Source organism: candidate division WOR-3 bacterium, from assembly GCA_016934535.1.
Lineage (GTDB): Bacteria > SDB-A > SDB-A > SDB-A > SDB-A > JAFGIG01.
In genome coordinates this window covers 1-25,065 of sequence record JAFGSQ010000012.1, presented here as the reverse complement: position 1 = coordinate 25,065, position 25,065 = coordinate 1, and the positions used below count along the sequence as shown (strand labels likewise).

At 43.2% G+C, this 25,065-nt stretch carries 27 protein-coding genes; 25 read left to right on the top strand and 2 right to left on the bottom strand.

What is annotated here, in order from left to right; genetic code table 11:
- The first annotated feature begins 174 nt into the window (after nucleotides 1-174).
- The 10 genes from JXL83_02440 to JXL83_02395 all read left to right on the top strand — a co-directional run bounded on the left by JXL83_02440 (nucleotide 175) and on the right by JXL83_02395 (nucleotide 8,393).
- Nucleotides 175-657 (top strand): GNAT family N-acetyltransferase, encoded by a 483-nt coding sequence (locus tag JXL83_02440; protein ID MBN2362971.1) that lies wholly within the window; start codon nucleotides 175-177, stop codon nucleotides 655-657.
- A gap of 255 nt (nucleotides 658-912) precedes the next feature.
- Nucleotides 913-1,515 (top strand): uracil-DNA glycosylase, encoded by a 603-nt coding sequence (locus tag JXL83_02435; protein ID MBN2362970.1) that lies wholly within the window; start codon nucleotides 913-915, stop codon nucleotides 1,513-1,515.
- Between the two features lie 27 nt (nucleotides 1,516-1,542).
- Nucleotides 1,543-2,274 carry a hypothetical protein gene (locus JXL83_02430; GenBank protein ID MBN2362969.1) on the top strand — a complete coding sequence of 244 codons (732 nt, stop codon included), beginning with the start codon at nucleotides 1,543-1,545 and terminating at the stop codon, nucleotides 2,272-2,274.
- Between the two features lie 8 nt (nucleotides 2,275-2,282).
- The gene (locus JXL83_02425; GenBank protein MBN2362968.1) at nucleotides 2,283-3,476 is read left to right on the top strand and encodes a hypothetical protein; all 1,194 of its coding nucleotides are present in this window, start codon (nucleotides 2,283-2,285) and stop codon (nucleotides 3,474-3,476) included.
- A gap of 45 nt (nucleotides 3,477-3,521) precedes the next feature.
- Entirely contained in the window at nucleotides 3,522-4,289 is a 768-nt protein-coding gene (locus tag JXL83_02420; protein ID MBN2362967.1) for a hypothetical protein, read from the top strand.
- Between the two features lie 170 nt (nucleotides 4,290-4,459).
- Nucleotides 4,460-5,866 (top strand): hypothetical protein, encoded by a 1,407-nt coding sequence (locus JXL83_02415; GenBank protein MBN2362966.1) that lies wholly within the window; start codon nucleotides 4,460-4,462, stop codon nucleotides 5,864-5,866.
- Nucleotides 5,867-5,874: 8 nt separating this feature from the next.
- Entirely contained in the window at nucleotides 5,875-6,690 is an 816-nt protein-coding gene (locus JXL83_02410; GenBank protein MBN2362965.1) for a hypothetical protein, read from the top strand.
- 52 nt (nucleotides 6,691-6,742) lie between these two features.
- A complete protein-coding gene (locus tag JXL83_02405) occupies nucleotides 6,743-7,102 on the top strand; it encodes a DUF3795 domain-containing protein (GenBank protein ID MBN2362964.1) in 360 nt (119 codons plus the stop codon).
- A gap of 541 nt (nucleotides 7,103-7,643) precedes the next feature.
- Nucleotides 7,644-7,970 carry a hypothetical protein gene (locus JXL83_02400; GenBank protein MBN2362963.1) on the top strand — a complete coding sequence of 109 codons (327 nt, stop codon included), beginning with the start codon at nucleotides 7,644-7,646 and terminating at the stop codon, nucleotides 7,968-7,970.
- Nucleotides 7,971-8,048: 78 nt separating this feature from the next.
- Entirely contained in the window at nucleotides 8,049-8,393 is a 345-nt protein-coding gene (locus tag JXL83_02395; GenBank protein MBN2362962.1) for a cupin domain-containing protein, read from the top strand.
- Between the two features lie 54 nt (nucleotides 8,394-8,447).
- On the opposite strand, the gene JXL83_02390 is transcribed toward JXL83_02395, so the two are convergent.
- Nucleotides 8,448-10,223, bottom strand: a complete 1,776-nt coding sequence (locus JXL83_02390) for a peptidylprolyl isomerase (GenBank protein ID MBN2362961.1) — start codon at nucleotides 10,221-10,223, stop codon at nucleotides 8,448-8,450.
- 226 nt (nucleotides 10,224-10,449) lie between these two features.
- Between JXL83_02390 and JXL83_02385 the strand changes: the two genes are divergently transcribed.
- The 15 genes from JXL83_02385 (at nucleotide 10,450) to JXL83_02315 (ending at nucleotide 23,076) form a co-directional block, all read left to right on the top strand.
- A complete protein-coding gene (locus JXL83_02385; GenBank protein MBN2362960.1) occupies nucleotides 10,450-10,890 on the top strand; it encodes a D-tyrosyl-tRNA(Tyr) deacylase in 441 nt (146 codons plus the stop codon).
- A complete protein-coding gene (locus JXL83_02380; GenBank protein ID MBN2362959.1) occupies nucleotides 10,891-11,817 on the top strand; it encodes a YicC family protein in 927 nt (308 codons plus the stop codon).
- Nucleotides 11,814-12,431: a guanylate kinase gene (gene gmk / locus JXL83_02375; GenBank protein MBN2362958.1), complete on the top strand. Its 618-nt coding sequence runs from the start codon at nucleotides 11,814-11,816 to the stop codon at nucleotides 12,429-12,431. The genes JXL83_02380 and gmk overlap by 4 nt, the downstream gene beginning before the upstream one ends.
- On the top strand, nucleotides 12,407-12,661 hold the full coding sequence (locus JXL83_02370) for a hypothetical protein (GenBank protein MBN2362957.1): 255 nt from the start codon (nucleotides 12,407-12,409) through the stop codon (nucleotides 12,659-12,661). Before gmk ends, JXL83_02370 begins: the two co-directional genes overlap by 25 nt.
- On the top strand, nucleotides 12,658-13,833 hold the full coding sequence (coaBC, locus tag JXL83_02365) for a bifunctional phosphopantothenoylcysteine decarboxylase/phosphopantothenate--cysteine ligase CoaBC (protein ID MBN2362956.1): 1,176 nt from the start codon (nucleotides 12,658-12,660) through the stop codon (nucleotides 13,831-13,833). The genes JXL83_02370 and coaBC overlap by 4 nt, the downstream gene beginning before the upstream one ends.
- The gene (locus JXL83_02360; GenBank protein MBN2362955.1) at nucleotides 13,817-14,512 is read left to right on the top strand and encodes a uracil-DNA glycosylase; all 696 of its coding nucleotides are present in this window, start codon (nucleotides 13,817-13,819) and stop codon (nucleotides 14,510-14,512) included. The genes coaBC and JXL83_02360 overlap by 17 nt, the downstream gene beginning before the upstream one ends.
- The gene (gene dnaB, locus JXL83_02355) at nucleotides 14,512-15,879 is read left to right on the top strand and encodes a replicative DNA helicase (GenBank protein ID MBN2362954.1); all 1,368 of its coding nucleotides are present in this window, start codon (nucleotides 14,512-14,514) and stop codon (nucleotides 15,877-15,879) included. Before JXL83_02360 ends, dnaB begins: the two co-directional genes overlap by 1 nt.
- Nucleotides 15,872-16,669 (top strand): ABC transporter permease, encoded by a 798-nt coding sequence (locus tag JXL83_02350; GenBank protein MBN2362953.1) that lies wholly within the window; start codon nucleotides 15,872-15,874, stop codon nucleotides 16,667-16,669. Before dnaB ends, JXL83_02350 begins: the two co-directional genes overlap by 8 nt.
- On the top strand, nucleotides 16,666-17,412 hold the full coding sequence (locus tag JXL83_02345) for an ABC transporter ATP-binding protein (protein ID MBN2362952.1): 747 nt from the start codon (nucleotides 16,666-16,668) through the stop codon (nucleotides 17,410-17,412). The genes JXL83_02350 and JXL83_02345 overlap by 4 nt, the downstream gene beginning before the upstream one ends.
- Nucleotides 17,413-17,516: 104 nt before the next feature.
- Nucleotides 17,517-18,389 carry an MCE family protein gene (locus tag JXL83_02340; GenBank protein ID MBN2362951.1) on the top strand — a complete coding sequence of 291 codons (873 nt, stop codon included), beginning with the start codon at nucleotides 17,517-17,519 and terminating at the stop codon, nucleotides 18,387-18,389.
- Between the two features lie 3 nt (nucleotides 18,390-18,392).
- On the top strand, nucleotides 18,393-19,745 hold the full coding sequence (radA, locus tag JXL83_02335) for a DNA repair protein RadA (GenBank protein MBN2362950.1): 1,353 nt from the start codon (nucleotides 18,393-18,395) through the stop codon (nucleotides 19,743-19,745).
- A gap of 23 nt (nucleotides 19,746-19,768) precedes the next feature.
- The gene (locus JXL83_02330; protein MBN2362949.1) at nucleotides 19,769-20,389 is read left to right on the top strand and encodes a hypothetical protein; all 621 of its coding nucleotides are present in this window, start codon (nucleotides 19,769-19,771) and stop codon (nucleotides 20,387-20,389) included.
- Entirely contained in the window at nucleotides 20,371-21,501 is a 1,131-nt protein-coding gene (locus JXL83_02325) for a 2-C-methyl-D-erythritol 2,4-cyclodiphosphate synthase (GenBank protein ID MBN2362948.1), read from the top strand. Before JXL83_02330 ends, JXL83_02325 begins: the two co-directional genes overlap by 19 nt.
- Nucleotides 21,502-21,617: 116 nt before the next feature.
- Nucleotides 21,618-22,190 (top strand): small multi-drug export protein, encoded by a 573-nt coding sequence (locus tag JXL83_02320; protein ID MBN2362947.1) that lies wholly within the window; start codon nucleotides 21,618-21,620, stop codon nucleotides 22,188-22,190.
- On the top strand, nucleotides 22,165-23,076 hold the full coding sequence (locus tag JXL83_02315; protein MBN2362946.1) for a tRNA-dihydrouridine synthase: 912 nt from the start codon (nucleotides 22,165-22,167) through the stop codon (nucleotides 23,074-23,076). The genes JXL83_02320 and JXL83_02315 overlap by 26 nt, the downstream gene beginning before the upstream one ends.
- Here JXL83_02315 and JXL83_02310 read toward each other — a convergent pair.
- A partial coding sequence (locus JXL83_02310; protein MBN2362945.1) for an aminopeptidase occupies nucleotides 23,056-25,065 on the bottom strand: 2,010 nt, incomplete at its 5' end. The genes JXL83_02315 and JXL83_02310 overlap by 21 nt on opposite strands.

Genomic DNA, 25,065 nt, shown 5'->3' with positions numbered 1-25,065 from the left:
ATCCCGACAATCCCCTAAATGCCAGAGACCCTTGTGGACAAATGAATCTCTTCAATTTATAATGATTTTATTAGGACACTAGTGAACGAAAATTATATTTTGATTTCTTGAATTCACGGCATTAAAATTATTCTATTGTTAATTGATGAACATTAACAATGGCTAGAGGTGAAAATGAAAGAAATCCGCAGGCTTGCATCTGCCGGGTCTGAACTTGTGCTGATGGTCTATGAATTCAGACTTATTTTGCACAAGCTCAACAAATCTCCGATAGAATACACTATCAAAGAAGCGTTTGAAGAAACGTCTGAATATTTTAAAGACAACAAGATCGTATTTGGATTATACGACGACGATTTACTGATCGGTTTTTCTGTTTTGAAATTCGAAAACGACGTATATTGGCTCGAATGGCATTTCATTGACCGAAAATTCAGAGGTTTTGAGAACGCGTCCCTGCTTTTTGACTACACAGAGAATTACGTCCTTGAAAAAGGCGCATTTCAGATGTATATCTGGGTGCATCCGGACAACCGACAGATGTTGCGTTTCCTGAAGAAAAAAGGATACGACGTTTTAAATCTCGTAGAAGTAAAAAAGATAAAACCTGACGCTTCGACGAATATAAATATACTCGGTAATGAGTTGAGGTATTGAACTGGTTTAAGACAAATCGCAACAAGAAAGAAAAAAAATATTACCACGAATTCGATTTTTCATCGTAGATGAAAATATCGTAACGCGAATGAACACGAAAAAAGAAAAAAAAAGATATTTACCACGAATTAACGCGAATAGACGCGAATCAGATTTTTGAATCGAAGATTCAAAATATCGTTTGTATTTTATGATTAAATAAAAACCGTATCCTAAGGGGGAATATTTGTTAGAATATTACGGTAGAGAATATCGATGAGAATAAATCGCCATCTAAAATGCAGTTTCCCCTGTAACGACGTTGAACATAAATGGATATTTCCTGAAATAAACATTGACCCAACAAAAGTTAACATCGTGGTTGTATCCGAAGCGCCTCCCCCTGATAAAAAGGATTATTATTATTCCGGAGGATTTTTTGACAAGACAACATGCATGGCTTTCAATGACGCCGGATACGCCGTAAAAAGAATCAAAGAACTGACCGACAAGGGCTTTTATTTCACCACCGCGATTAAATGCTGTAAGAAGGATTATCTCGTTTCATCAAAGACTCTTAATAATTGCTCAAACATTCTGTTCCGTGAATTAGAGCAATTTCCGAACACAAAAGTCGTCATGTGCATGGGGGATTTCGCAATCAAATGTGTAAACTATATTATGAAAGAAAGTTTGGGACGCAAAGTCATACCGACCGGTTCGACTTACAAAATACGTTCCGGAAACTACATTGAAAATTCCGTTCTTTACATTCCATCATACACACAAACAGGTGATTCATTCAACATTGAAAAAAGTAAAAGAAAAATGATTGCTGAAGACATAAAAAAAGCGATGGAATACGTAATAATCAGTTAATACTTAGTTAAAAGGAGACGTGTCACTATGTCGTGTTTAATAAAAACCACTGTTTTATTGATATGTTCATTAATGTTATTTTCGGGATATATTCTGGGACAGAATTTTACATATCCGCTTCTTGAAAAAGAGGGCAATTCCGCCAAAGATTTAATTCCCGATGGATGGTCTGTACTGGATTCTGTATCCGGCGACCTGAACGGCGATTCATTCGCGGATATTGCCGTCGTTTTTCAATACCGGGACAGCGTTCAGATAATATCGAACGATGAATATTATCCCGATACTTCCCATTTTCAGCCGAGGATATTGGCTGTATATTTCAAAGACAACACGCTCGAAAAATATGTTTTCAAGGAAAGAAACAACACGTTCATAATCAGCAGTACGCACCACAATATGGCTGAACCGTTTGAAGACATCAGAATTGATAACGGCTTACTGATACTGGATTTTTTATCCTGGTGGAGCATGGGAACCTGGTGGATGACGAGGATAACATACGAATTTCGTTACCTTAACGGTCAATTCATACTGATTGCCTGTGAATACACCAGCACTCACAGGGCGTCTTTGGAATCTACCTGTTACAATATTGATTTCCTCAAGGAGGAATACAGCATCACCAGAACTGAGCATACAGAGGACGGCCTTGTCGAAACCGTTGAATTGAAAAAAATCACATATCCGGAAATTCAGACACTGAGGGGTCTGAACAGACCGTTTGAATGGGAGTTTGAGGAAGGGATAACTATTTGAGTTTAACAGTGAAAGATATAACAAAGACATTAAAACGCCTTGAAGAACTTGACGAACAGAAAGATATGAATTCAAAGGAAATTATAAAAGAGCAGGATCGAATAATACTTGAGGAAAAACTACCCCTGAAAGAAAGGGCAAGCGCCTACATTCGAGCGAGGAAAAAAACTGGCAAAAATTTAAAGGATGAAATCTTTGAGGAATTAAATGAATTATTGCCCTTGTTTTTTGATTTGAAACTGGATGAAAGAGAAAAAATTAAAAATTTTGTTTCAGATCACGCAAACATTAATCAGTCGTTGCCGGCTTACGTCGCTTACGCCGCTGACAAGATAAAAGCATCGGATGATTCCGCTTGGCTGAAAAACGCCCTGACGGCAGCAACAATATTCATCAAAAGCTCCGAAAGCGGCCGTGAATTGGAAAAATCTCTCGAACACCTATATGTCAGCGCTCATGAAGCGGGTTTGACTCCGGACAATTTCATAGATGAAATTCTGTCATACAATAAACTTGATGTTCTGCTGTATATTAAAAACACTTTTTCCAAATCTGACAGATTTAAACGCATCACTGTCAAAAAACCGGAAGAAAATCAACTGTTATCAAAATTGCAAATACTTTTTGATAATGACACGCAAACCCGAATTACCGACTTGATTGATTTGAGCGACAAACAAGATATTCGGGAAAAATGCTACGAAAATGAATTGTCAAGGTTGATGAGCGAGGAAAACAAGGATTTCGATGAAGCGGACATATTGGCTAATAATTCTGCCGGACCTGACAATCAAGAAGCAATGTTGGAAAAACTCGACTTTCTCATACCCGCTTTCATAAATATGAACCGGAACCAGCGAAATATAATCAAAGAGATAATTCACACTCACAATGCTTTATTGAACTCCGTGACAATATATACAGTGAGAGCGGCATATCTGATAAAGCGGAACGCAGATCCCGAATTACTTATGAACGGTCTGACAGCTGCGGCAATTGAAGACGCAACAATTGATTTCAGAGACACCCTGATAAGACTGGGCATAATTTATAAGGCGGCGCACAATTCGGGATTGAATCCGGACAGGTATTTCATGGATTTGGGACAACAACTTGGATCTCAATGCTTGTATTCGTTCACCGAAACCGCGCATTTTAAAAGAGATGTCAAACCTTCACTTGAAAATTTACTTATTCAGTAATATGGCAGAGTTTTTCAAATAATACAGCGAGAGAAAGGAAATAAAATGAAAATATTTCAAATTCTTTTTACTGCAATTACTTCCGTAATGTTTGCTTCACAATCATTCGCGTCCATTCTGGACTACAAATCTCTTGAAATTGACTTCACCGACAGCACCGACGCTCTTGAAAAGGCCTCCTGGTCGGAATTGGGAGCATTTAACGTGACAGATGAAGGTCTGGGCTGGGACGGGGAGGCCGCCTCATCATACAGCAGCTGGATTAAAACAGTTCCTCTCGCTTTGGGACTTTCATGGCGTCCTCCTTACGCCGTTTCCGTCAGGGTAACTATTCAACCAGAGCCCGAATCATTCATTCTCAACAGCGGAGACACTTCAAAACCTTTTGAAGGAGACGTGTACGTAAGATATTCCACCGATTTGAAAAACTGGTCTTCGTGGCAGGTTCTTCAACGGAGTGAAACGCCGAACTCCGGCAGATTTTTCAGCGGAACGGTTCAGGTTCCTTACATTGAGAGAGAGACCTATTCTCTCCTCGTGAGTGAATATTCCAAATTTGACGTTCCATGGAGGAGCGATGAAGACGCCGCCGTAAGATGGATTTTGAGCCTCGACGGACATTTTTTTGAAAGACAAATACCTTTCATCGGTTATGTAGAATTTCTTTTTGAAAACTCTTTCTTCGGCGGGCAAAGGATCTCATCTTTCAAAGCCGAAATCACATACGGCATGAGCGGTCTTCATGTACCGCCAAAAGACATGGACACTTATGAAATAAGGAATTCGACTCCCTGGTCTTTTGTTGCCGAGTAGTTTGACTAAAAACTCCCCGCGCTATAAAATACCGTCTATCTCTTTGCTTGAGAGAGTATGCATGACTAATCTTGAATTGATTATGAAGTAAAATAACTCGTGGGCAAGTTCAGTTCGTCGGAAGATTTTATTTCGGCTGGATCCGTTGCTGCGGCGCTTGTGACAAAAACATGAACAAATATTTTTTATTTTCTTTAATAATTCTCGGCTCGATAAGCGGAGCATCATTTTCCGAGAATCCGCCTTACCCGCCGGACATACACCTGAGAGCAACCCGTCCTTACGTTATTCTCGAATTTACTCTCGCTGACGTCCCCTTCAACACAGAGAACGGATATTCGTTTCCGAGCATTAGACAGTCCATAGCTATTACGAGCGGAGTCACACAAGGTATTCACCACACCATGAAACTGATGTGGGAACCGGATTTGTCCGATAAAAGTTTTGGAGCCCTCTTATCGAATAAAAGATTCGGCGGACTTTGCGTATCAATAATACTGTTTGACCTCGTCTCACCCTTCAGGGGCTGGACTCACGAGGAAGGGCACAGAGCAGTTCTCACCCGAAGGGGAATATCGAGTCAAAACGACATATATCTCAATCCGTTCGCAGAACTTGTCAGTGTCAGCCACGTCCGTGATGAAGATCTGATTCGACTCAAGGACGAACACCCCGCCGACATGGTCAGGCTTGCCGAAGCCGGCGGAGAAGTCCAGATCGAGCTTGCTTTGAAGATGAGGAAATCAAATTTTTTCTGCGGAAGATCGCCGGTGTATGATTTGGCTGACATGTGGCTAAACCTCGGAAGCCTTGCCTGGTATATCATGCTCTGCGCCGACGATGAGGCGAACAAAATAATCGAAGAAGAAACACTTAAGGAAGACGCGGACATCATGAAACGGGACATCATAGGCGGTGATTACCTGTCCTGGGTCTACGACCTTTTCCGTCCCGATGAACCTTATCTTTCAGGATTGCGCGGACGGCCACATCCTTCAGGAGTCGGAGTTGATCGCTATATTATGCCGTCGGAGCTGACGAGTGAAGAGCTTGATTATCTCAGACTCCAAAGCCGTTTGATTTTTCTCAATTTTGTTTCACCGCAGATGTTCGGAGTTGACAGGTTCAGCGCGAACAATCCTTTCACTCACGAAAAGTTTTGGTGGAATTTCGCCGTCACCCATCATTTGACTTCTTTCGGGACTGCAACGGGTATTCATCTTTTCTACCGGCAGGGAAATGCGAACCTGGTTCTTTCGCTTCAGGGTTATGCATCAAGGTACAAGTTCTGGCCCGGCTTATCCCTCGAAATGATAAGATATCCGTTCTTTGTCGGTGAAAAATCATTTTCTTTTTCAACATCTGCATCTTTGTGGCTTCAACCCGATGATCAGCGATTTTCATCAAAAAGCTCACAAACGGGCGGAGCGCTGATGCTCGGTGTCATCTGCCCTGTAACTGAATGGGTTGAAATATTCGCGGAGTGCGATGTAAAATCGGAGGGCTGGATTCCCGGCAACGTATATCTGGAACCAGCTTTGCAAGCCAGAACAGGGTTTTCCTTCACTGTAAAATGAAGGTTCGGATGCATAAGATAAAAATTGTTGCGTTTATCCCGTTATTTGTTTCGGCTGTTTTAAACATCAGTTGTCTCGGACAAAATCCTTCGACCGCCAGAGATGAAAGTACAACGATTATAGGAATCTACTCGGGGGAAGGAGCAGCACAGGGGTGCGTGATCCCTGCTGAAAAAATGTTCCGCTGGATGGGTTATCAGACAAAAAAGATTTACGCAGAAGACATCAACGATTCAAGGGTGTCAGACATCGATATTTTTTATTTCCCCGGAGGTTCTTCGGGACCGTATTTAAGAGACATCGACGACAGAGGAAAAAACGTTATCAGGAAATCAGTTGAAAACGGTTGCGGCTACATAGGTACTTGCGCCGGCGCCCTTTTTGCATGCCAAACCCAGATCTGGGACGGCAAAGTAATACAAAACGGCCAACTCGGACTGTTCAAGGGTACGGGATACGGTCCCAACCCGGAGATATTCGCTTATCCCGAGATTGGAATGTGCAGAATAGACATAGACACTACACTTTCATTCACATCTTCACTAGATGACTCTGCATGGTTAATGTTTTACAACGGCCCCTATTTCGAACCTGACACTTTGTCGGGACAGAATATTTTTATCATAGGTTTCTACTCATTGAACAAGCGTCCCGCAATAATCGCTTGTGAATACGGAAACGGAAAAGTTTTTCTTACAGGACCTCATCCTGAATGGGAAGAGGACAGCGACAGGGACGGCATTGATTTTTTCAAGGAATTCGACGACGTGGGTTCGGACTGGGAACTCATGAAAAACGCCGCCGACTGGTGTCTCGGAAATTAATGATTCAAAGAGTTGCAGTGAAAACTGACAATGTTTCATCAACCAAAGAGCAATGATGAAAAATGCTGAAAGACTCGGAATTTGCGGGCTGGACTGTATGAACTGCAGTATTCATCTCCGGACGGACGAAGAACTTGAATACTGGAAAAGCATTAATGTTGACACGGAAAAAATAGGCTGCGACGGATGCAGGTCTGACAGAACCAAATGCCATTGGTCGGGAGACTGTGAACTACTGAATTGCTGCTTCTACGGGAAAAAACTCGACTTCTGCGGAGAATGCGGAGATTTCCCTTGCAAAAAGGTTGTCAATTGGATATCAGGAATGGCTCATCATAAAGCCGCAGTTGAGAACATGATGAAAATGAAAGAAATCGGAAAAGATGAATGGATAAAAGAAAGGCTGATCTGAATTTTTAACAAATCTTTCTCAGTTCCTGAATTATTCCTTTATACATTTGTAATTGAAAACTTTTTTTGATCTTGGGTTTAATTCTGATATAATTAAGAAATGAAATTGAAACACAGCAATATTTCAGCATTATTGCTATGCGCTACAATGGGATTCCCATCTCCTGTATTAGCAAGATGCAACGCTCGGTCAAAAAATGTTAATCAGAAAACAACTTTAAAAAATCATACCTGCTGTATTTCAAACAAAATTGTATCTTTAAAATGTGTTTCCGAATCCGGTTTTTGTAAATGCTCTGTGTCTCTCATATCCGCAAAAAAAGACGGTCTTGTGACGAAAAAAATAAAAGACGGTTTTTCGCGGATGAATTTAGAAATCAGAGACAAAATCATTTTCGATTCCGAAAATAAATACTGCCTTGAAAGGTTTTTTTCAAAGGGATTTACTAACCAAAACAGATTGGAAAGCATGTACTGCGTATGGCTGAAATAAACAAAACGAAATTCATAGTAAAAACCTCGTAAAAATAAAGGAGAATAAAATGCTTGTCTTAACATTTATAAGCCTAATAGCTTCGGGTCAGATATTCGCACTGCCGGTTTTGTACGGCGCGTTTATATCATCTCAGACAACTTCAGAGTCATGCGTATGCGAGGAATGCATTTGCGAATCATGTTCCTGTTCGGAAGGCACATGCGCTGACAACTGCTGTTCATGCGGCAGCACATGCCAGGATTGCCGTGGCGAATGTCAGAACGGAGGATGCAAAGACGGATCAGAAAACCAGAATGGATGCAATTCAGGCTGTGAAAACCATTGCGAGTCCTCGGTCTCGCCATGTCATGGCAGTGGACATTGCGGGGACTGACCGCGATTTAATTGCACGACGGTTTCCAGGCGCCGCTATCTAAAGCGGCGCTTTTGCTTTTTTCACAAAGGAGGAATTATGATATCTTTTAAAAAACTTTCGGATTGTCCGGTCATGAATAACGCTCACAACGTAGATGCAAGAAATCTCTATGACAGAAAAGAAGCATTGATAACAGTTATTACATTGAAACCCGGTCAATCGCTAAAAAGGCATATAACCCCCGTAGATGTTGCCTTTTTCGTTTTAGAAGGAAAGGGAATTTGCGAAATAGGAACTGAAAAAATTGAGGTGGACAAAAACACTCTCGTCGAAAGCCCGAAGGATATTGCCCACTGCTGGTATAACGAAAGTGCCGAAAACCTCTCATTCATGATTGTAAAAGCCCCGAAACCCGTGAAAAAGACGATTTTTGTAATGTGACTTTGTCAATCGTCTTTCAGGACAGCGGTTCTCATATTTTTATAAAAAGATTACTTATTCCTGTTCTGTGACTCTGTATCTCAAATCCCTTATTTCGCCTGAAGAGAAAGCTTTCTGCAGAACGCAAGCACTCCACTGGCTTATGAATTCTCTGCCTCTCAGGAGGCTGAGATTAAACCAGTACGCCGGTAAATCGCTCTGTATGAGCGAATCCGACAAGGTTTCTTTTCCGATGAGGCGGATTACGTAACATCCGTCAGTCCCTCTTATCGGGCCGTAAAATCCTGGTTCTTGCGCCGTCAGACCCACCATTTGAACCGTTCCTCCGGATTTTGAGTATTCCAGATCTTCGTAAAAACCGTGAACGGCAGGACCGCTGTAAACACCTCCCGAAGCGGATGCGGCCGAAGCGAGAGTTTGTCCTCCTGTTATGAGCTGAGCGCATTTCCGGGCATTCTGAAAGCATTCTTCAAAATTTGCTTCTCGCTGAAGTGAGTCGGCAATCGAAGATCTCAGCTCTTCGAATGAGAGCTCTCCGGGAGGAAGTCTTTTCAGCGTTTCAACTATCACTATTCTGCTGGAACCTATGTAGGGACCTCCGACCTTTCCGGAATCCGCAGAAAAGGCAAAATTGACTGCGCTTTGAATGAATCCGAAATCAGGAGAGTACTTTCCCCATCTGTCGAAAGGAGAAGATTCCTCAATGGTCATCGAATAAAGTCCGGCTATCGAGTCAAGGCTCATGAACTTGGAATCATCTTTTATCCTCGTCATAAGATCGAGTGATTTTTGGTCTCTCTCCGCATCACCTTTAACCTGAAGAAGTATGTGAGAAACTTCTATCGAATCTTCAGTCTTGTCTCCCACATAAATAATGTGCCAGCCCCAAACAGTCCTGACGGGACCGCCCACTGTTCCGGCTTCGATCGCAAAAGATCCTTCCAAAAAGTCTTTGTCGATCTCGGAGTTTTTTCCAATCCATCCCAGATAACCGCCGTTTGTATTGTTGCTGTAATCGTCAGAATACTGAGAAGCCAGGTTCGAGAAAACTGTAATAAGAGAATCGCCTGCTATGCCGCGAAACTTCTCCATCAATTGACCGGCTCTTCTGCCCGTTCTCACCCAATCTTCTTCCTGTGGGCCGTATGCAAGTCCTATATATCTTACCACCGCCCTGTCCGGAAGGGACGTAAATCCTTTTATCCTCAAACTGTCGTATACCGATAATAAAATCGAATCATCTACATAAGTAGAAACTTGCGTCTCAGGAACCTTGAAAAAGGCGTATTCGGTCTCGTATTTGTCTGTCTGAATTCTCATTCTGACTATTGCCTGTATGGGAGAAACCCAAGCGGATAATCCCATGAAGGCTTTGAGCTGTTTTGAGGTCTCTCTCTTTTCGAGCATGGACAAAAAATCTTCTTCGGATATCATTCTCTGCTGAGCGTAAAATCTGTTGTAGAAGCTCATCGTATCGGAAATAGTTCCGAGATAGTTCTTGCTTACTGAAAAGCCGGCCGTGAGAGCCCTGTTGAAAAGAACTTCGTCGAGAACCATGGAAAGATATACTCTTTCGCTAATGGCGTCCCTTTCTCTTTCCCCCACGTTTTGCCCCCTGCTTTGGATTGTCGCCGCTTCGCGTGCGACTTCGAGCTCGTAAAATACGTAAGATTGAGCACTGCCCTTAATGACGAAAGCCGTATCTTCGAGCGCTTCATTCATACCAGCGTTTTTATCTCTTCCGATAATGTCGGCCAAAGTGTCCCAGAGCTGGGACCATCCGAACATAACGACAAAAGCTATGGCTACGATCCAGAATACAATTGCCATGTGTTTTCTAAAACGCTCCAAGACCATATTTCAACTTCTCCTTTCCGTGAACGAAGACGGTTTTTTATTCTATGGTTTTTTTCTGATTGTCAAAGATAAAGAGTATAAACCAATTCAGACCAAATAAACAATAAAAATAATTGATAAAGCTGAGTTTTTTTATTATCATATCCGCTATACTGTTTTACGCCGTCTCACAAATTTTTCGAAACAGGACTGATAATTAATGCTGGCTTTAGTGCAGAGGGTAAAAAAAGCGGGAGTTTTTTCAGAAAGCGGGAAAAAAGCTTTTATCGGAAAAGGATTGATAGTCTATCTTGGTGTAAAAAGAGAAGACACTGAAAAACATGCTTTTTCGCTCGCTTCGAGAATATTAAACGCAAGGCTTTTTGACCAAGAAGACAAATCTTTTGAAAAAAGCGTAATAGAAACAGAATATTCTATCATGGTGATCTCTCAGTTCACTCTGTACGCTGACACAAAAAGAGGCAGAAGACCCGATTTCGGAAAAGCGATGAAAGCCGAAGACGCCAAAAAACTCTTTGATTTCTTCTTCGAAAAAATCCGGGAAGGAGTACCGTCGGCGCAGAAAGGGGATTTCGGCGCTCACATGGACATCGAATACATAAACGACGGACCAGTTTCAATATTATACGAGGAGGTCTGATTGCCAAGCAGTATGACAGGTTTTGCAAATTCCGAGGAAATTCTTAAAGACGGCTCGTCTCTCAGCGTCGCCATAAAATCCCTGAATCACAGATACCTCGACGTATCCCTGAATGCTCCGAGAGAAGTATCGAACATGGAAACTGAAATTGCCGGAATTGTCGCCGAAAAAATGAAAAGAGGAAAAATTACAATTACAGTCTCGATAAAAAACCCCTCGCAGATAAACGGAGGATTTTCTTTCGACGAAAAGATGGCCAGATCAACGTTAGATGAAATTTTGAAACTCAAAGAAACCCTCGGACTTAAAGATTCTGTCCTTTTGGAACATGTTCTTCAATTCAACCTAAATATCCAAAAAGAAGGCCAGAATCCCGATGAAGAGTTATGGAAAACAATTAAAAACACAATTGAAAAAACTCTCTCCGATCTATCTGAAAAAAGGATCGAAGAGGGTAAAAAACTTGCTGAAACAATATCCGTATATTTGTCCAAAATAGAGCGATCAAAAGATTGCATCGGCAATATCGCCCCTTCAGTGGTCATTGAAAAAAAGGGGAAACTGCTCGCTCTTCTGTCGGACTCCATAGATTCCTTGCTGTCAGCCAGGCAGGATATATCGGACAAAGACAGGATCTGGTTCCGGAACTTCGTAGAAGCAAGAATTTTGACCGAAACTGCATTTTTAGCCGATAAAATAACTATTAATGAAGAATTGGACCGCTTAAACATTCATTTGCAAAAATTCAAAGAGATTCTGAAAAAAGACTCTCCCGTAGGCAAACAGCTGGACTTTCTTATACAGGAGATGCAAAGAGAAGCCAACACAATTGCTTCCAAGGCTCAGAAAGCAGAAATATCTTTAGAAGTAGTCCAAATCAAAGAAAACCTTGAAAACATAAGAGAACAGGTTCAAAATATAGAATGAAAAAGAAAATGATTATTGCCCTTTCAGGCCCTTCAGGAGCCGGAAAAACGACGATTTGCAGAGAGTTGAAAAATTCAACGCCCGGAGTTGACTACATAGTCTCTTTCACGTCAAGACCCAGGAGGACGGGTGAAATAGAAGGCGTAGATTACTTTTTCGTGTCCGAAGAAGCTTTCAAAAAGAAAATTGACCGCAATGAATTTCTAGAGTGGGCTAAGGTTCACGGATTTTTTTACGGAACGCCGCTGGAACAGATTGAAAAATCCCGAAAAAATGATAATATTTGTCTTCTCGATTTAGACGTACAAGGCGTCGCAAGCCTTTTGAAAATATATCCTCACGCGACGACAATATTCATCTTGCCTCCTTCTCCTGAGACTCTCGCCAGCAGACTCAAAAAGAGAGGCACTGAAACCGACAATGAATACGAAAAAAGAATCGAGAATGCGGAATCAGAATTGAAAAAGATAGGCGCATACAAATATGTTGTGAAAAACGACGAAGTAAAAGAGGCTCTGATGCAGATAAAATGCATATTCACCGCCGAAAAATGCCTCGTTGATAAAAACTCAATTAAGGAGGTGGCAAATTGGACAATAAAAATTACAGAATAGCCAAAGACGGTCTTCTCGACGACAGCACAAACCTCTTCGAGATCACTATTGCCGCTGCAAGAGAAGCAAAAAAACTTAACGCTTTGGCCAAAAACAGAGCTCTTCAGCTCGAAGAAAAACCTCTGGTGACCGCTTTTAATAAACTTCAGAACAAAGAACTGAATTATCATTACGCCGACGAAGAAGAAATACTGGAAAAACCGGACAAATCGGAAAAGAAAAAATTATGAGCAACATCCTGATCGGACTGACAGGAAGTATTTCAATCTATAAAATGCCTTCTCTGATAAGAAGACTTAGGGAAAATAAACACTCCGTCAGAGTCGTCATGACTGAATCCGCATTAAAACTGATGGGCGAATCTGTTTTTTCAGCCGTTACGGGCACGGAAGTCTACACCGACACCTTTAAATGTTACGGCGGCTTCCCCATCCCGCACATTGACCTGGCAAAATGGGCGGACATTTTTCTTGTAGCTCCGGCGAGCGCTGATTTTATAGCCAAACTCGCCAAAGGTTCCGGTGACGACCTTCTCTCTTCTGTAGCTCTCGCTTACAAAAATAAAATTGCCGTCGCGCCAGCCATGAACGTCAATATGTGGACGAACAATATCGTCCAGAGCAACGTCAATTTTCTTCGTGAAAAAGGATTTTACTTTATAGGACCTGAATCAGGTTCTCTCGCCTGCAATGACATCGGAACAGGAAGGCTTGCCGGAGAATCGGTTATAATAGCTGAATGCGAAAAACTTCTCTCGGAAGGACTGCTCGAAGGCAAAAGAATTCTCATCACGGCCGGAGCGGCTTCTGAACCAATAGATCCCGTGAGAGTTGTAACAAACCTTTCCAGCGGTAAAACCGGTCGTGCCTTAGCTCAGGAAGCCTTCAGGCAAAGAGCCGGAAAAATTGACTTCGTGTGCCCTCCACAGGTCCCGCTTCCTCACGGAGTTTCGTATCACGAGGCGAAAACATCAGCAGATTTCAAAGACGCCGTCCTCCGGCTGCTTCCGGAATGCGACATTTTTATTATGTCAGCGGCTATAAGCGATTTCCGCCCCGCGTCTTTTTCCAAAAACAAAATAAAAAGAGAAAATAAAAGCATTGCAATCGAATTCACACCAACAGACGATATTCTTGTGGCCACTTCAGGCATGAGAGGAAAAATCTTTACCGTGGGTTTCGCTCTTGAAACTTCGGATCTTGAGGAAAACGCGAGAAAAAAAATCGGAACGAAAAAACTCGACCTTGTAATAGCCAATTCTCCTTCCTCTATAGGAGCAGATTCTTCAGACATAGTGATAATAGGAAGTGACGGATCCGCGATTTCCTCATTTGAGAAAATTTCAAAAAACGATCTGGCCGTAATTGTCGTAAAATGTATAGCAGATGCAATCCGTAAATAGAGACCAGTTAATAGCTTTGTTGGAAGAATTGGAAGAAGAAGGCGTTGAATATATTGAAAACTTCAAAACCAAAGCATACTCCGGCGGGCAATCAGAAAAAGCCGCGATACTGAATAATATTTTCGAAAAAATAAAATCGTGCAAAAAATGCACTCTCGGCGAGACCAGAACCAACATGGTTTTCGGAGAAGGGAATCCTGATGCAAAAGTAGTATTCGTGGGAGAAGCGCCGGGACGTGAAGAAGACCTGAGCGGCAGGCCTTTTGTCGGAAGAGCCGGCAAACTCCTGACTGACATCATAGAAAAAGGTATGCAGACCTGTAGAAAAGACGTTTACATCTGCAATGTTCTTAAATGCAGGCCCCCTGAAAACAGGGATCCCATTCCTGACGAGGTTGAAAAATGTCTGGAAACATTAATCAGCCAAATTCTCGCGATTAACCCGAGAGTTGTTTGCGCCCTCGGAAGGCACGCCGCTTCAGCCCTTTTGAACAAAGGGCAAAAACTCTCCGATTACCGGGGCCGCATTCACAGATTCGAATCTTTTCCCGTAGTCGTCACCTACCATCCGAGCGCTCTGTTGAGAAATCCCAACTTAAAAAGACCTGCGTGGGAAGACGTCAAGATACTCTTGAGGATAGCCCAGGGTGAAGATCCTGACGAAATAGGAACGTGGTGATGGCGACTGCCAAAAGAAGCATCCTTCCCTCCTCTCCGGAAGCTGAGGCCGCTGTTCTGGCTTCCTGCATGCTGAACTCGGATTCCTGTTCACTCGCCGCGGAAAGGCTTTCCGTTGAAGATTTTTACGTTCCCGCGCATAAAATAATTTATCAGGCAATAATGAAAATATTCAACGACACTCCCAATCCGGTCGTCGATCTCGTCACTGTCGGCGACGAAGTCCGCCGCATGAAAAGACTCGAAGAAATAGGCGGCATTGCATATCTGGCTGAACTCGAAGGCAGCCTTCTCGGCACTGCGGCTTCGAACACTTCGGAATACATTAAAAGGGTCAAGGACACTTCCATCCTGAGAAGACTCATAGATGTCTGTCAGGGAATCGTATCAATCGCGACGACTTCGGACATGGATTCCGAAGAACAGCTTGACAACGCGGAAAGCCTGATATTCAGGATAAGACAGGAAAAAAAATCTTCCGATTTCGACGAGATATCCGACGTCGTTCACGAAGCCATAAAGGAAGTTGACAATCTTTATCAGAACAAGGGAAAAATATCCGGCGTCGAAACTCACTATCCCAGACTCGACCAGATCACGAGAGGTTTGCAGAGACAGGAATTCATAGTACTGGCGGCCAGACCGGGAATGGGAAAGACGGCTTTCGCTTTGAACATGGCGACCGAAACTTCGACAAAAAATAAAGTCCCCATACTCATTTTCAGCCTGGAAATGAACAGTCTGAGAATTGTCAGCAGAATGATAGCGAGCCTTGCCCGTGTCGACAGCCAGAGGATCAACACCGGTTTCATATCTCACGCGGATTTCGACCAGCTAACGAACGCCGCCTCAAAAATTGCGTCCACCGACATATACATCGACGACTCATCGGCCATGTCAATTCTCGAACTTAAAGCAAAAGCGAGAAGGAAAGCCGAAGACCTCAGCAAACGTGGAAAAAAGCTCGGACTCATAATTATTGATTATCTTCAGCTTATAAGATACACGGAAATGAGAGTAGAGAACAGACAGCAGGAAGTCGCCAACATTTCCATGGCGCTGAAAGCAATGGCAAAAGAACTTGACGTCCCGGTACTTGCTTTATCACAGCTCAGCAGAGCGTCTGAAATGAGAACGGAGCGTAAACCCCAGCTATCCGACCTGCGCGAATCGGGAGCCATAGAACAGGACTCAGACGTCGTCATGTTTCTGCACAGAGATTATTACTACACAAAGGAAGAAGAAGTAAAAAACAAGGCCGAACTCATAATAGCAAAAAACAGGAACGGACCTACCGACATCATAAAACTCCACTGGACTCCGGAGTACCTCAGGTTCGATCCGGTCGACTCCTCGGAAGATGAATAAAATAATAAAAAAGATAATCGACAGATTTTACTATCTCATAAGAAACAGGGTCAGAGGTATACTAATCCTGATCAATTCAATATTTCTTTTCATAGTAGAAATGATTAAATCTTTCGAGAAACCCCGAATACTTCTAAAACTGACGGTAGAACAGATGTATCTTACCGGCAATCAGTCGCTTCCGATTATAATAGTGTCTTCGGCCGCGATAGGCCTCGTGACGACATTTCAGGCTCAATTTCAAGGAAGGGGAATAATCCCCGACATATATATTTCGACGGCTCTAGTAAAAGCGACACTCGAAGAGCTCGGTCCTCTCCTGACGGGGCTGATGCTTTCAGGAAGAGTCGGAGCGGCAATGGCGGCTGAACTCGGTACCATGAAAGTCACGGAACAGATTGACGCTCTTTCAGCCATGGCAATAAACCCTTTCAGATTCCTGGTTCTGCCAAGATTTTTTGCAGTAGTTATGATGACCCCCGTTTTAACAGTGATTTCCGAGGCTGCATCGATCTTCGCCGGGTATTTGCTGGCCACGCTTTCCATGGGAATATTGCACGAAACTTTCATGAAAGGCATGAAGTTCAGCTTTATGCCGATCGAATTGTTCGGAGGTTTGATCAAAGCCGTGATTTTCGGCATGATAATTTCCCTTGCCGGCACGTTTACAGGTTTTCACGCCGACGGCGGTGCAAAAGGCGTCGGACAAGCGACGACAAAAGCTGTTGTCTCGGCGTCCGTCCTGATTCTGATAGCTGACTATCTTGTCGCAAGGCTTGTGTTCAGATGATCTCCATAAAGAATCTCTACAAAAAATTTGAGAACAAGATCGTTTACGAAGACCTGTCAATAGACGTCGAAAACGGCGAAAAGCTCGTCATAATAGGACAATCAGGCGTAGGAAAGAGCGTTTTACTTAAACACATGGTAGGTTTGATAAGGCCCGATTCCGGAACAATATCAATAGACGGAGTCAATCTTGAAAGAATAAGCGTTCCCGAGCTTTTCAGACAGAGAAAGAAGTTCGGTTTCGTGTTTCAGGGAGGAGCCCTTTTCGACTCCATGTCGGTCGCTGAAAACGTTTCACTGCCGCTCAAAGAACATTCAAAAATTCCTTTTTCCGAAATGATGGACAAGGTATCCGAAAAACTCGAAATGGTCGGCTTAAAGGGCTGTGAATTTCTCGAAACAGCTGAGCTTTCAGGCGGAATGAGAAAAAGGGTCGCCATAGCGAGAGCGATTATAATGGAACCGGCTTACATTCTTTACGACGAGCCGACCACAGGGCTCGATCCCATTCTCGCTGAACACATAAACGAACTGATAGTGGATTTAAACTCAAGACTGAACATAACGAGCATAGTCGTAACCCACGACATAGAGTCAGCCTATACTGTGGCTTCGCGGATAGCAATGCTTTACAAGGGCCAGATAATATTTTCCGGATCAACGCAAGAAACTAAAAACTCTGACAACCCGTATCTGAATCAATTTCTGCTCGGTAAAAGTGAAGGTCCGATAGAGATAAACTGATTGCGCTCGATATCCGCAATACGTTTCACGGACGTTTGAAAAAATGACATATAAAAATAATCTTTCAATTGAATTGCCCGGATTTTGTGATATAAATTAGCATTATGAAACATATTGAAAAAAGCTATTCGTGGAAAGTGACTTTTCTGGCTGTCGTGAGCATTATTATTGTCATTGCCGGTTACGCCTTTCTCTCAAACTTCACTTTCTCAAAAAAGGGTTACAAAATCAGAGCGGTCTTCAACAACGTCAGCGGATTGTTCGAAGGCGCAGATGTTCAGGTACACGGCGTGACAAGAGGCAGGGTTTCAAAAATTACGATACACGACAAGGAAGTCGAAATCGAGATGCTTCTTGACAAAGACGTTCATCTGAACGCAGACGCCAGAGCCGGGATATACCAGACGTCACTCATATCAAACGTAAAATATATAAACATAACACCCGGAACTCTCGTCGTGGCGTTTGACACGACAAAGCTGATGCCAACCGACCCTGTCATGATATTCGACATCGGACAGCTTTCAAAAGCCGTTGAAGATGTTGAAATGCTTGTTTCGGATATCAAAAGCAATTTCGACACTTCTGCGGGCGAACTGCTAAAACAAAGCACCGTCCTGGTGGTAGACGCTCAGTCGACAGTTCAAAATCTCACCTATCTTCTCGCAGAACTCCGTCAGACTGCCGTCCAGACCCGATCGAGCCTTGCCGCGGTCTCTTCTCAGTTATCGGACAAGGGTGAGAAACTCGACAAGACCATTGGCCTTCTTGACACGACTTTGTGTAAAATGGACACCGCCCTGACGCTATTAATTCAGATAGAGAGATCTATAGCGAGAGGTGAAGGTACCCTCGGCAAACTCATAAAGGAAGATTCGCTGTATTACGACATGAGAAGAGCGGTTGGCGCATACGAAATGCTGGCGGAAGACATCAGAGCGAATCCGAGAAAATACATCAACCTCGAAGTGTTTTAAGCTGTGAAAAAGGTCAACAGGGATAAATTTGTCTGCTCCAACTGCGGAGAGACATTTACTAGATGGCAGGGCAGCTGTCCTTCTTGCGGGGCATGGGACACAGTCGTAGAATCAAAAGAAGCGGTTTCTTCGAAAGCCGCGTCATCCGTCAAGGATATTTCCGCCTATCAGTCTGATTCAGAAAAATCGATAACCGGAGTCGGTGAATTCGACAGGGTTCTCGGAGGAGGTTTTATCCCCGGATCTGCCATACTTATCAGCGGAGAACCCGGAATCGGAAAATCGACTTTTATACTCCAGGTGGCCGACAGCGTCGCTAATTTTTCGAAAAATGCGCTTTACATAACTGCTGAAGAGAGCATGCATCAGCTTCTCTCGCGAGCGAAAAGAATCGGTTCTCATTCGGAAAACCTCAAATTCGTCTCGGAAAACGACGCCAACGAAATTCTGAAAATACTCTCCGTTGGGAAATACGACGCCGTCATTCTCGATTCGGTCCAGACGGTATTCAATCCTGCCATTGAGAGCATAACCGGAAGCGTCAATCAGGTCAGAAGCGTTTCCGAGATCATGTGCACTTTCGCCAGAAAAACAGGTTCGACCGTTTTTCTAATCGGACAGGTCACAAAATCCGGAGACCTCGCGGGGCCGAGATCACTCGAACATCTTGTCGACGTCGTCCTCTCAATAGAAGGCGACAGAAGGCAGGAATTCAGAATACTGAGATCATACAAGAATCGTTACGGCTCAACAGACGAAATCGGGATTTTCAAAATGACAGAAAAAGGATTTGAAGAAATAAAAGACGCCACCGAGATCCTGCTCGACAAAGACAAAAAGGTACTCCCTCCGGGCACGATAAGGGGGTCCGTCATAGAAGGCAACCGGTCTTTCATTGTAGAAGTGGAATCACTGACCGTACCCACAAAATTCGGAGTACCAGCGAGAGTTGTAAACGGTTTCAACCAGAAAAGGCTGTCCATGCTGCTCGCCGTACTGGACAAGTGGCAGAACGCTGATTCAGGAAGCGTAGACATATACTGCAACATTGCCGGCGGGCTTCACGTCTCGGACACGGCACTCGATCTTTCTATTGCCCTGGCAGTGGTTTCCAGCTATTCCGGTTTCAGTATTCCTGCAAACGCGATTGCTTTCGGCGAGATGAGCCTTTCGGGAGACATAAGACCGGTTAAAAGTCACGAGCTTCGGATCAAGGAAGCAAAAAGGCTTGGCTACGAAACTATAATCGTGCCACAGTCCAAAATACGGGAAGGCATCCCGGTAAAGAATATTTCAGAAGCGGTAAAAGTACTAAAAGACCTTTCCGCCGAAACCAAGAAGCCAAAAGGAAAATAATGTTTAAAAATTTTCTCTCGCCCATGTTTGAAAAAAAAATAAGACTGATTCCGACGTCACTCGCCCTGTGCGATGCAAGATTTATTCCTTTTCTTGAAATTTTCCCTTTTAAAACCGATCTCTACCTGATGACCTCCTGGATTGACTTTTTCTCCGAACTGTCCGATTCTTCTTCAAGCCACAAAAAAGACGGGAAACTCGCTTCTGCAAACATTGAAAGTCTTTCGGACGTAACCGGCGTCTCCGTAGTAAAAATAAGCGACTGCAAATCTTTCCCGGATTTGCTCAAAAAAAACAGGAAATATTCCCAAACATTCGTCGTTTCTTCGGAGACTGAAGCTGATCACCTGTCCATGCTTTACGGAATAAAAAACATCAATTTCGACCGAACCGCCGGTGTTTTTTCCGATAAATACTGGCTTGGAAAATTTATTTCTGTAAAACCCTTCGAAAAAGACGAATCCGGTCTTAAAGGCCGCCTTCCGGACGGCACCATCTACCAGGTTAAAGACGAAGAACACATCCCTGATAAAGAGATTACATGCAGAGTATCAAGTTTTGTAAAATCTTCCGAAGGGACTATCCTTTTTCTGAAAAGGGACAAGCTGTCTAAAAGAAAGCTGTTGTGGGATTTAGTGCTGTAATTGTCGCGGGCGGATCAGGCAAGAGATTCTCCGCCCCTGTTTTGAAACAATCCATGCCTCTTTTCGGCCTCAGAATGTGGGAATGGAGCGCCAAAGCTTTTGACGCATCAGACGGCTGTGACGAGATTGTTATCGTAAAACCTAAAGGTATCAAAAACTCCCAGTCTTTATTCCGTCCCGAAAGCACATACAGGCACAAACTTGTTTTCATCGAAGGCGGAAGTGAAAGGCATCTTTCCGTTCTCAACGGAATAAAAAAAACGTCCTGCGAATTTGTCGCCATACATGACGCTGCCAGACCACTGCTTAAAAGACAACTTATTGAAAAACTCTGGACGGAATGCCGCAAAGGTTTTTCAGTCATTCCCGTCACAGATGTTTTTGACACAATAAAAGAGGTCAAAAACGGGTTTGTTGAAAAGACTGTGGACAGATCAAAACTCCGCAGGATTCAGACGCCTCAGTTTTTCCCAAAAAAAATCATAGAAAATGCGCTGGCTTCCTGCACTGAAATTCTGACAGACGACTCCTCGTACGCTGAAAAAAACGGAACAAAGGTGCTGACAGTTCCCGGAGACTCATGCAACTTTAAAATAACCACGAGAGAAGACTTTGACACGGCTCAAAAACTTCTCGCCTCATCGGCGAGGGTCGGATTCGGTTTGGATTTTCACAGATACTCAGAAAACAGGGATCTCATACTCGGAGGGGTAAAGATCCCTTTTGAGCTGGGTCTTTTGGGCCATTCCGACGCAGACGCTCTGTATCACGCCATAACCGACGCTGTGCTTGGAGCCTGCGGCATGAGAGACATCGGATTTTACTTTCCCGATGACAACAAATCTTTTCTGGGCGCTTCGAGCGCGCATCTTCTCAAAAAAGCTCTAGTGATAGCCGGAAATCCTCATATAGTAAACATAGATTCCGTCGTAGTGGCGGAAAAACCCAAACTCAGTCCGCACGTGCCCGAAATGATAGAAAACATATCCAGAACCGTCGGCTGCGACTCATCATCCGTAGCCGTAAAAGCCACGACGAGCGAACGAATGGGACCCGAAGGCGCGATGGAAGGAATATCCGCCCGGGCAGTCGTCAGCCTGCTTAAATTTTGAAACACACTATAGTATTATTCCTTGTTCTGATCTCCGTTCTATCGCAGATCGTATTGGGTCTCCACGCCGACGAACCTTGCCAGCACAATGAAAGAACCCTGAAAGAAAAGTTCACAATGACTCTCAGAGAAAAAGGCATTCCTCCCGACATCATAATAGCCCTAATTTCAATGCTGCCTATATTCGAACTCAGGGGCGGCATACCCGTAGGCATCCTTACACTCGATCTTCCTTACTGGAGAGTTTACATCGCCGCTGTCGCGGGCAACATGATACCTGTCCTTCCGATTCTTCTTTTTACAGGCGCAGTTTCCAGATTCCTCTCCAGAAACAGAAAATTTGCAAGTATTATAAACTGGTGGTTCAGGAAGACCAGAAAAAAATCAGCCTCGATTGAAAAATATAAATCTTTGGGTCTCATGCTTTTCGTAGCTGTTCCATTGCCTGTAACGGGAGCATGGACCGGCGCTTTCGCGGCTTTCCTCGCCGGCATAGACGTCCGAAAGTCTTTTTTGGCGATACTTTTCGGTGTCGCCTCAGCCGGTATAATCGTTACGGCCGCGACCCTTCTGCTTTCTAAAATCGGCTGGGCAGGAGCGATTGTGTTGTCCGTCGTAGTACTCTCGGCAATGGGTTTTTCTTTTTACGGCCTGATGTCCAAAGATGAGAATAGAACTCGCTCCTCTTGACGGTATTTCAGACAGACCTTTCAGAATTATCTGCCGCCGTTGCGGGGCTTCTCACGTAACCACGGAGATGATACCTGTTCAGGGAATAACGTCTAATCCGAAAAAATATCTGCAAAAAGCGTCTTTTGCAGATGAGGAAAGACCGGTAACCGTTCAGATAGCCGGTTCAGATCCGTCTAAAATCAGAAAAGCGGTCTCTCTTGTAAATCCTCTTTATCCCGATTTCATTGAACTTAACGCCGGGTGTCCGGCGCGAAAAATAATCAAATCCTGCAACGGAGCGGCGCTTTTGAAAGATTTGACGAAACTGAGGTCCTGCGCCGAGGCGACTGTTGAAGAATCGAAATTTCCGGTCACGCTCAAGACGAGAATTGGATTTGACGCGCCCATATATGACGAAATTCTTTCAGCTTTGCATGGAATCGGTCTAGTTCTCATCAAAATTCACGGCCGAACCGCACTTCAAAATTATTCTGTAAAAGCCGACTGGGAAACGCTTAAATATATTTCAGAAAATTCGGAAATTCCCGTCATCGGTAACGGCGACGTGGATTCCTACGAAAAAGCAATTTTTTTGGGATCTTCAGGATCCTTTGCAGGTGTTATGATAGGCAGGGCGGCAAGAGGCAATCCCTGGATTTTTAGGGAGAAACAGTACTCAAAAGGCGAAAGAAACGAATTGATCAAGGAACACTGCCGTCTGATGGTTGAATTTTACGGTGAGGAACGGGGGATTACGATTATGAGAAAACATTTGCTGTGGTATTATAAAGGCTTGAAAAATTCAAAAAACCTGAAAATAGCTGCCTCTCACGTCAGCACTCTCCAAGAAGCCTGCAAAGTAGTTGACATGTCGGAGAATGATTTATTCGAAGACCGAATTTAACTCCTCAGTCCCTTCTAAGACGAACCGTCCGTCTTTTATCACGCAGACTTCCGAAGCTTCTCCTACAGCTTTTATGCAGGCAATTTCCTCGAAAGGCAATGTAATGTCGGTGTGTTTGAAGAAATAAGCTTTTTTCATGTCTTCTTTGCGTATCGCCGACCTTTCATTTTCCTTAGCCATCATTTCCTTGCCGTCACATTCGTTGAAGTGCCTCATGTCTTCCTGATGCGAAAAACACGTGTCGCCGATAGCAAAGTGAGGCCCCATCTTCTCTATAATCAAAACAGGCAGAAGGTGTGTTATTTTGTGTTTTTTCGCCTTGACGTACGCGAGTGTGTTCGTGCCGATTGCGAATTCACCCATCGGCAGAGTTTCATGGGGAAAAAGGAGATTTTCTTTTACATATTTTTTGTTTTCTTCGGGACTGGAAAAATTGGCGCAATTGTAAGAAGTTATGTATCCGTCTTCGAAAACAAGTTCGAGGTCAACAAATCTCAAATTATTGAGAAAGGCTTCTTTGACATGAAGCACTCCCGATGTTCCCTTTAGCACCGGAGAAGTGAAAACTTCACCTACGGGAATGTTCATGTCTGCACCGCAATTGACGAAGTTAGTCTGCTTTTCAGGATTTTCCAGGCGTTTGAGAGCTATCTTTATGTCGGTTCTGTTGCCTTCAGTTCCTTTCACGCTAATATAATTTCCACTGTCAAGTGCGTCAATTATTTTTTTCTGGATCATTTCGTATTTTTCGGCTTGGAGGAGATTGATATCTATTATGTCGGAGAATATCTCTTTGAAGTTTCCGCCTATCTCAGGTGACGGGAAAGCTATAATAGTGAAACTTATAGAAGACATTGGCAGATACTTCTCTCTTATCTGCATTATCTCCGCCTGAATCCTTCTGTTCAGTTCCTGCTGTTCTTCCGTCAGTTCGTATTTTACCTTTTTTATGGCGGGTTTGAACGGGCTTTCTCCGAATTTAGCCACGTGTATCATTCCGGAAACTTCAGAAAATATATCTTTGAATTCAGGCATCAGCTTTTCGGTGGAGCTAATCATAAAATCGACGTATTCCTCGTCGAGATAAAGACTGTTGCTGAACCTGAAATCATATTTCATCTGTTTGTTTATGTCAGTAGAAAACATGTCGTAAAAGAGGGCTTTAAATTTCTTTTCTTCGAGCTTTTTAAGCAAGTGTTTCAAAAGCGCTTCAAGACCTACGGCTCCGAACAGCAGGACGTAAGGTTTGCCCTGGTAAGATTTCCCGGAACCTTTAAAGCTTCTGATATAAGAACCGACAATCTGATCGGCGAGCATTTCGAGTTTTTTTTCCGAATATTCCGACAAAAAATCCGCCATCTTAATTTCGTTTTCTGATATGTACTTGCCGTAACTGAAGAGATATTTTACATCAGACAAATCACTACCCGTGACGATGTCGTGACATAGCTTGTAAGAAGGATCGAATTGCTCTGTCATAAACTGTTTCATTTGTTCTATGTTTGTTTCAGCGATGTCAGACAAAACGATTTGCCTTATTTTTTCTGCTGTGATTTCTCCGCTTCTTGAAACACTGTAAAGATCGACGAGTTTTTTCAGACCGCTGACGATCGCAAATCTTTTGTTATAGAAACAGTAATTGAGATTTTTGTTAATTTCGTTACAGAAAAAAGCGAGAAGCTTCGCCTTTTCCTCGCCAAAAATTTTTGATGAAAATTCGAGTTCTTCGTAACTTGTTCCGAAATTGGAAGGAAGCCTGTGAGAATACATGGTCTCATTGTCCTTTTTCAGGTCTTCGAAATGACTTTTCAGAAAGTAAGCCGGACATACTTTACTCTCTATTTCGGCGGCTTCTAAAATTTTTTTTGAGAGCTTCAGCAGATAGTCGTCAAAAGGTTTGATTTCTTTTTTTTCGATTTCTGATACCGCTATTTTTATTTCATTTATTTTTTCTCTGTAAATATTGTCGGTTTTCGAGTTTTCTTTTTT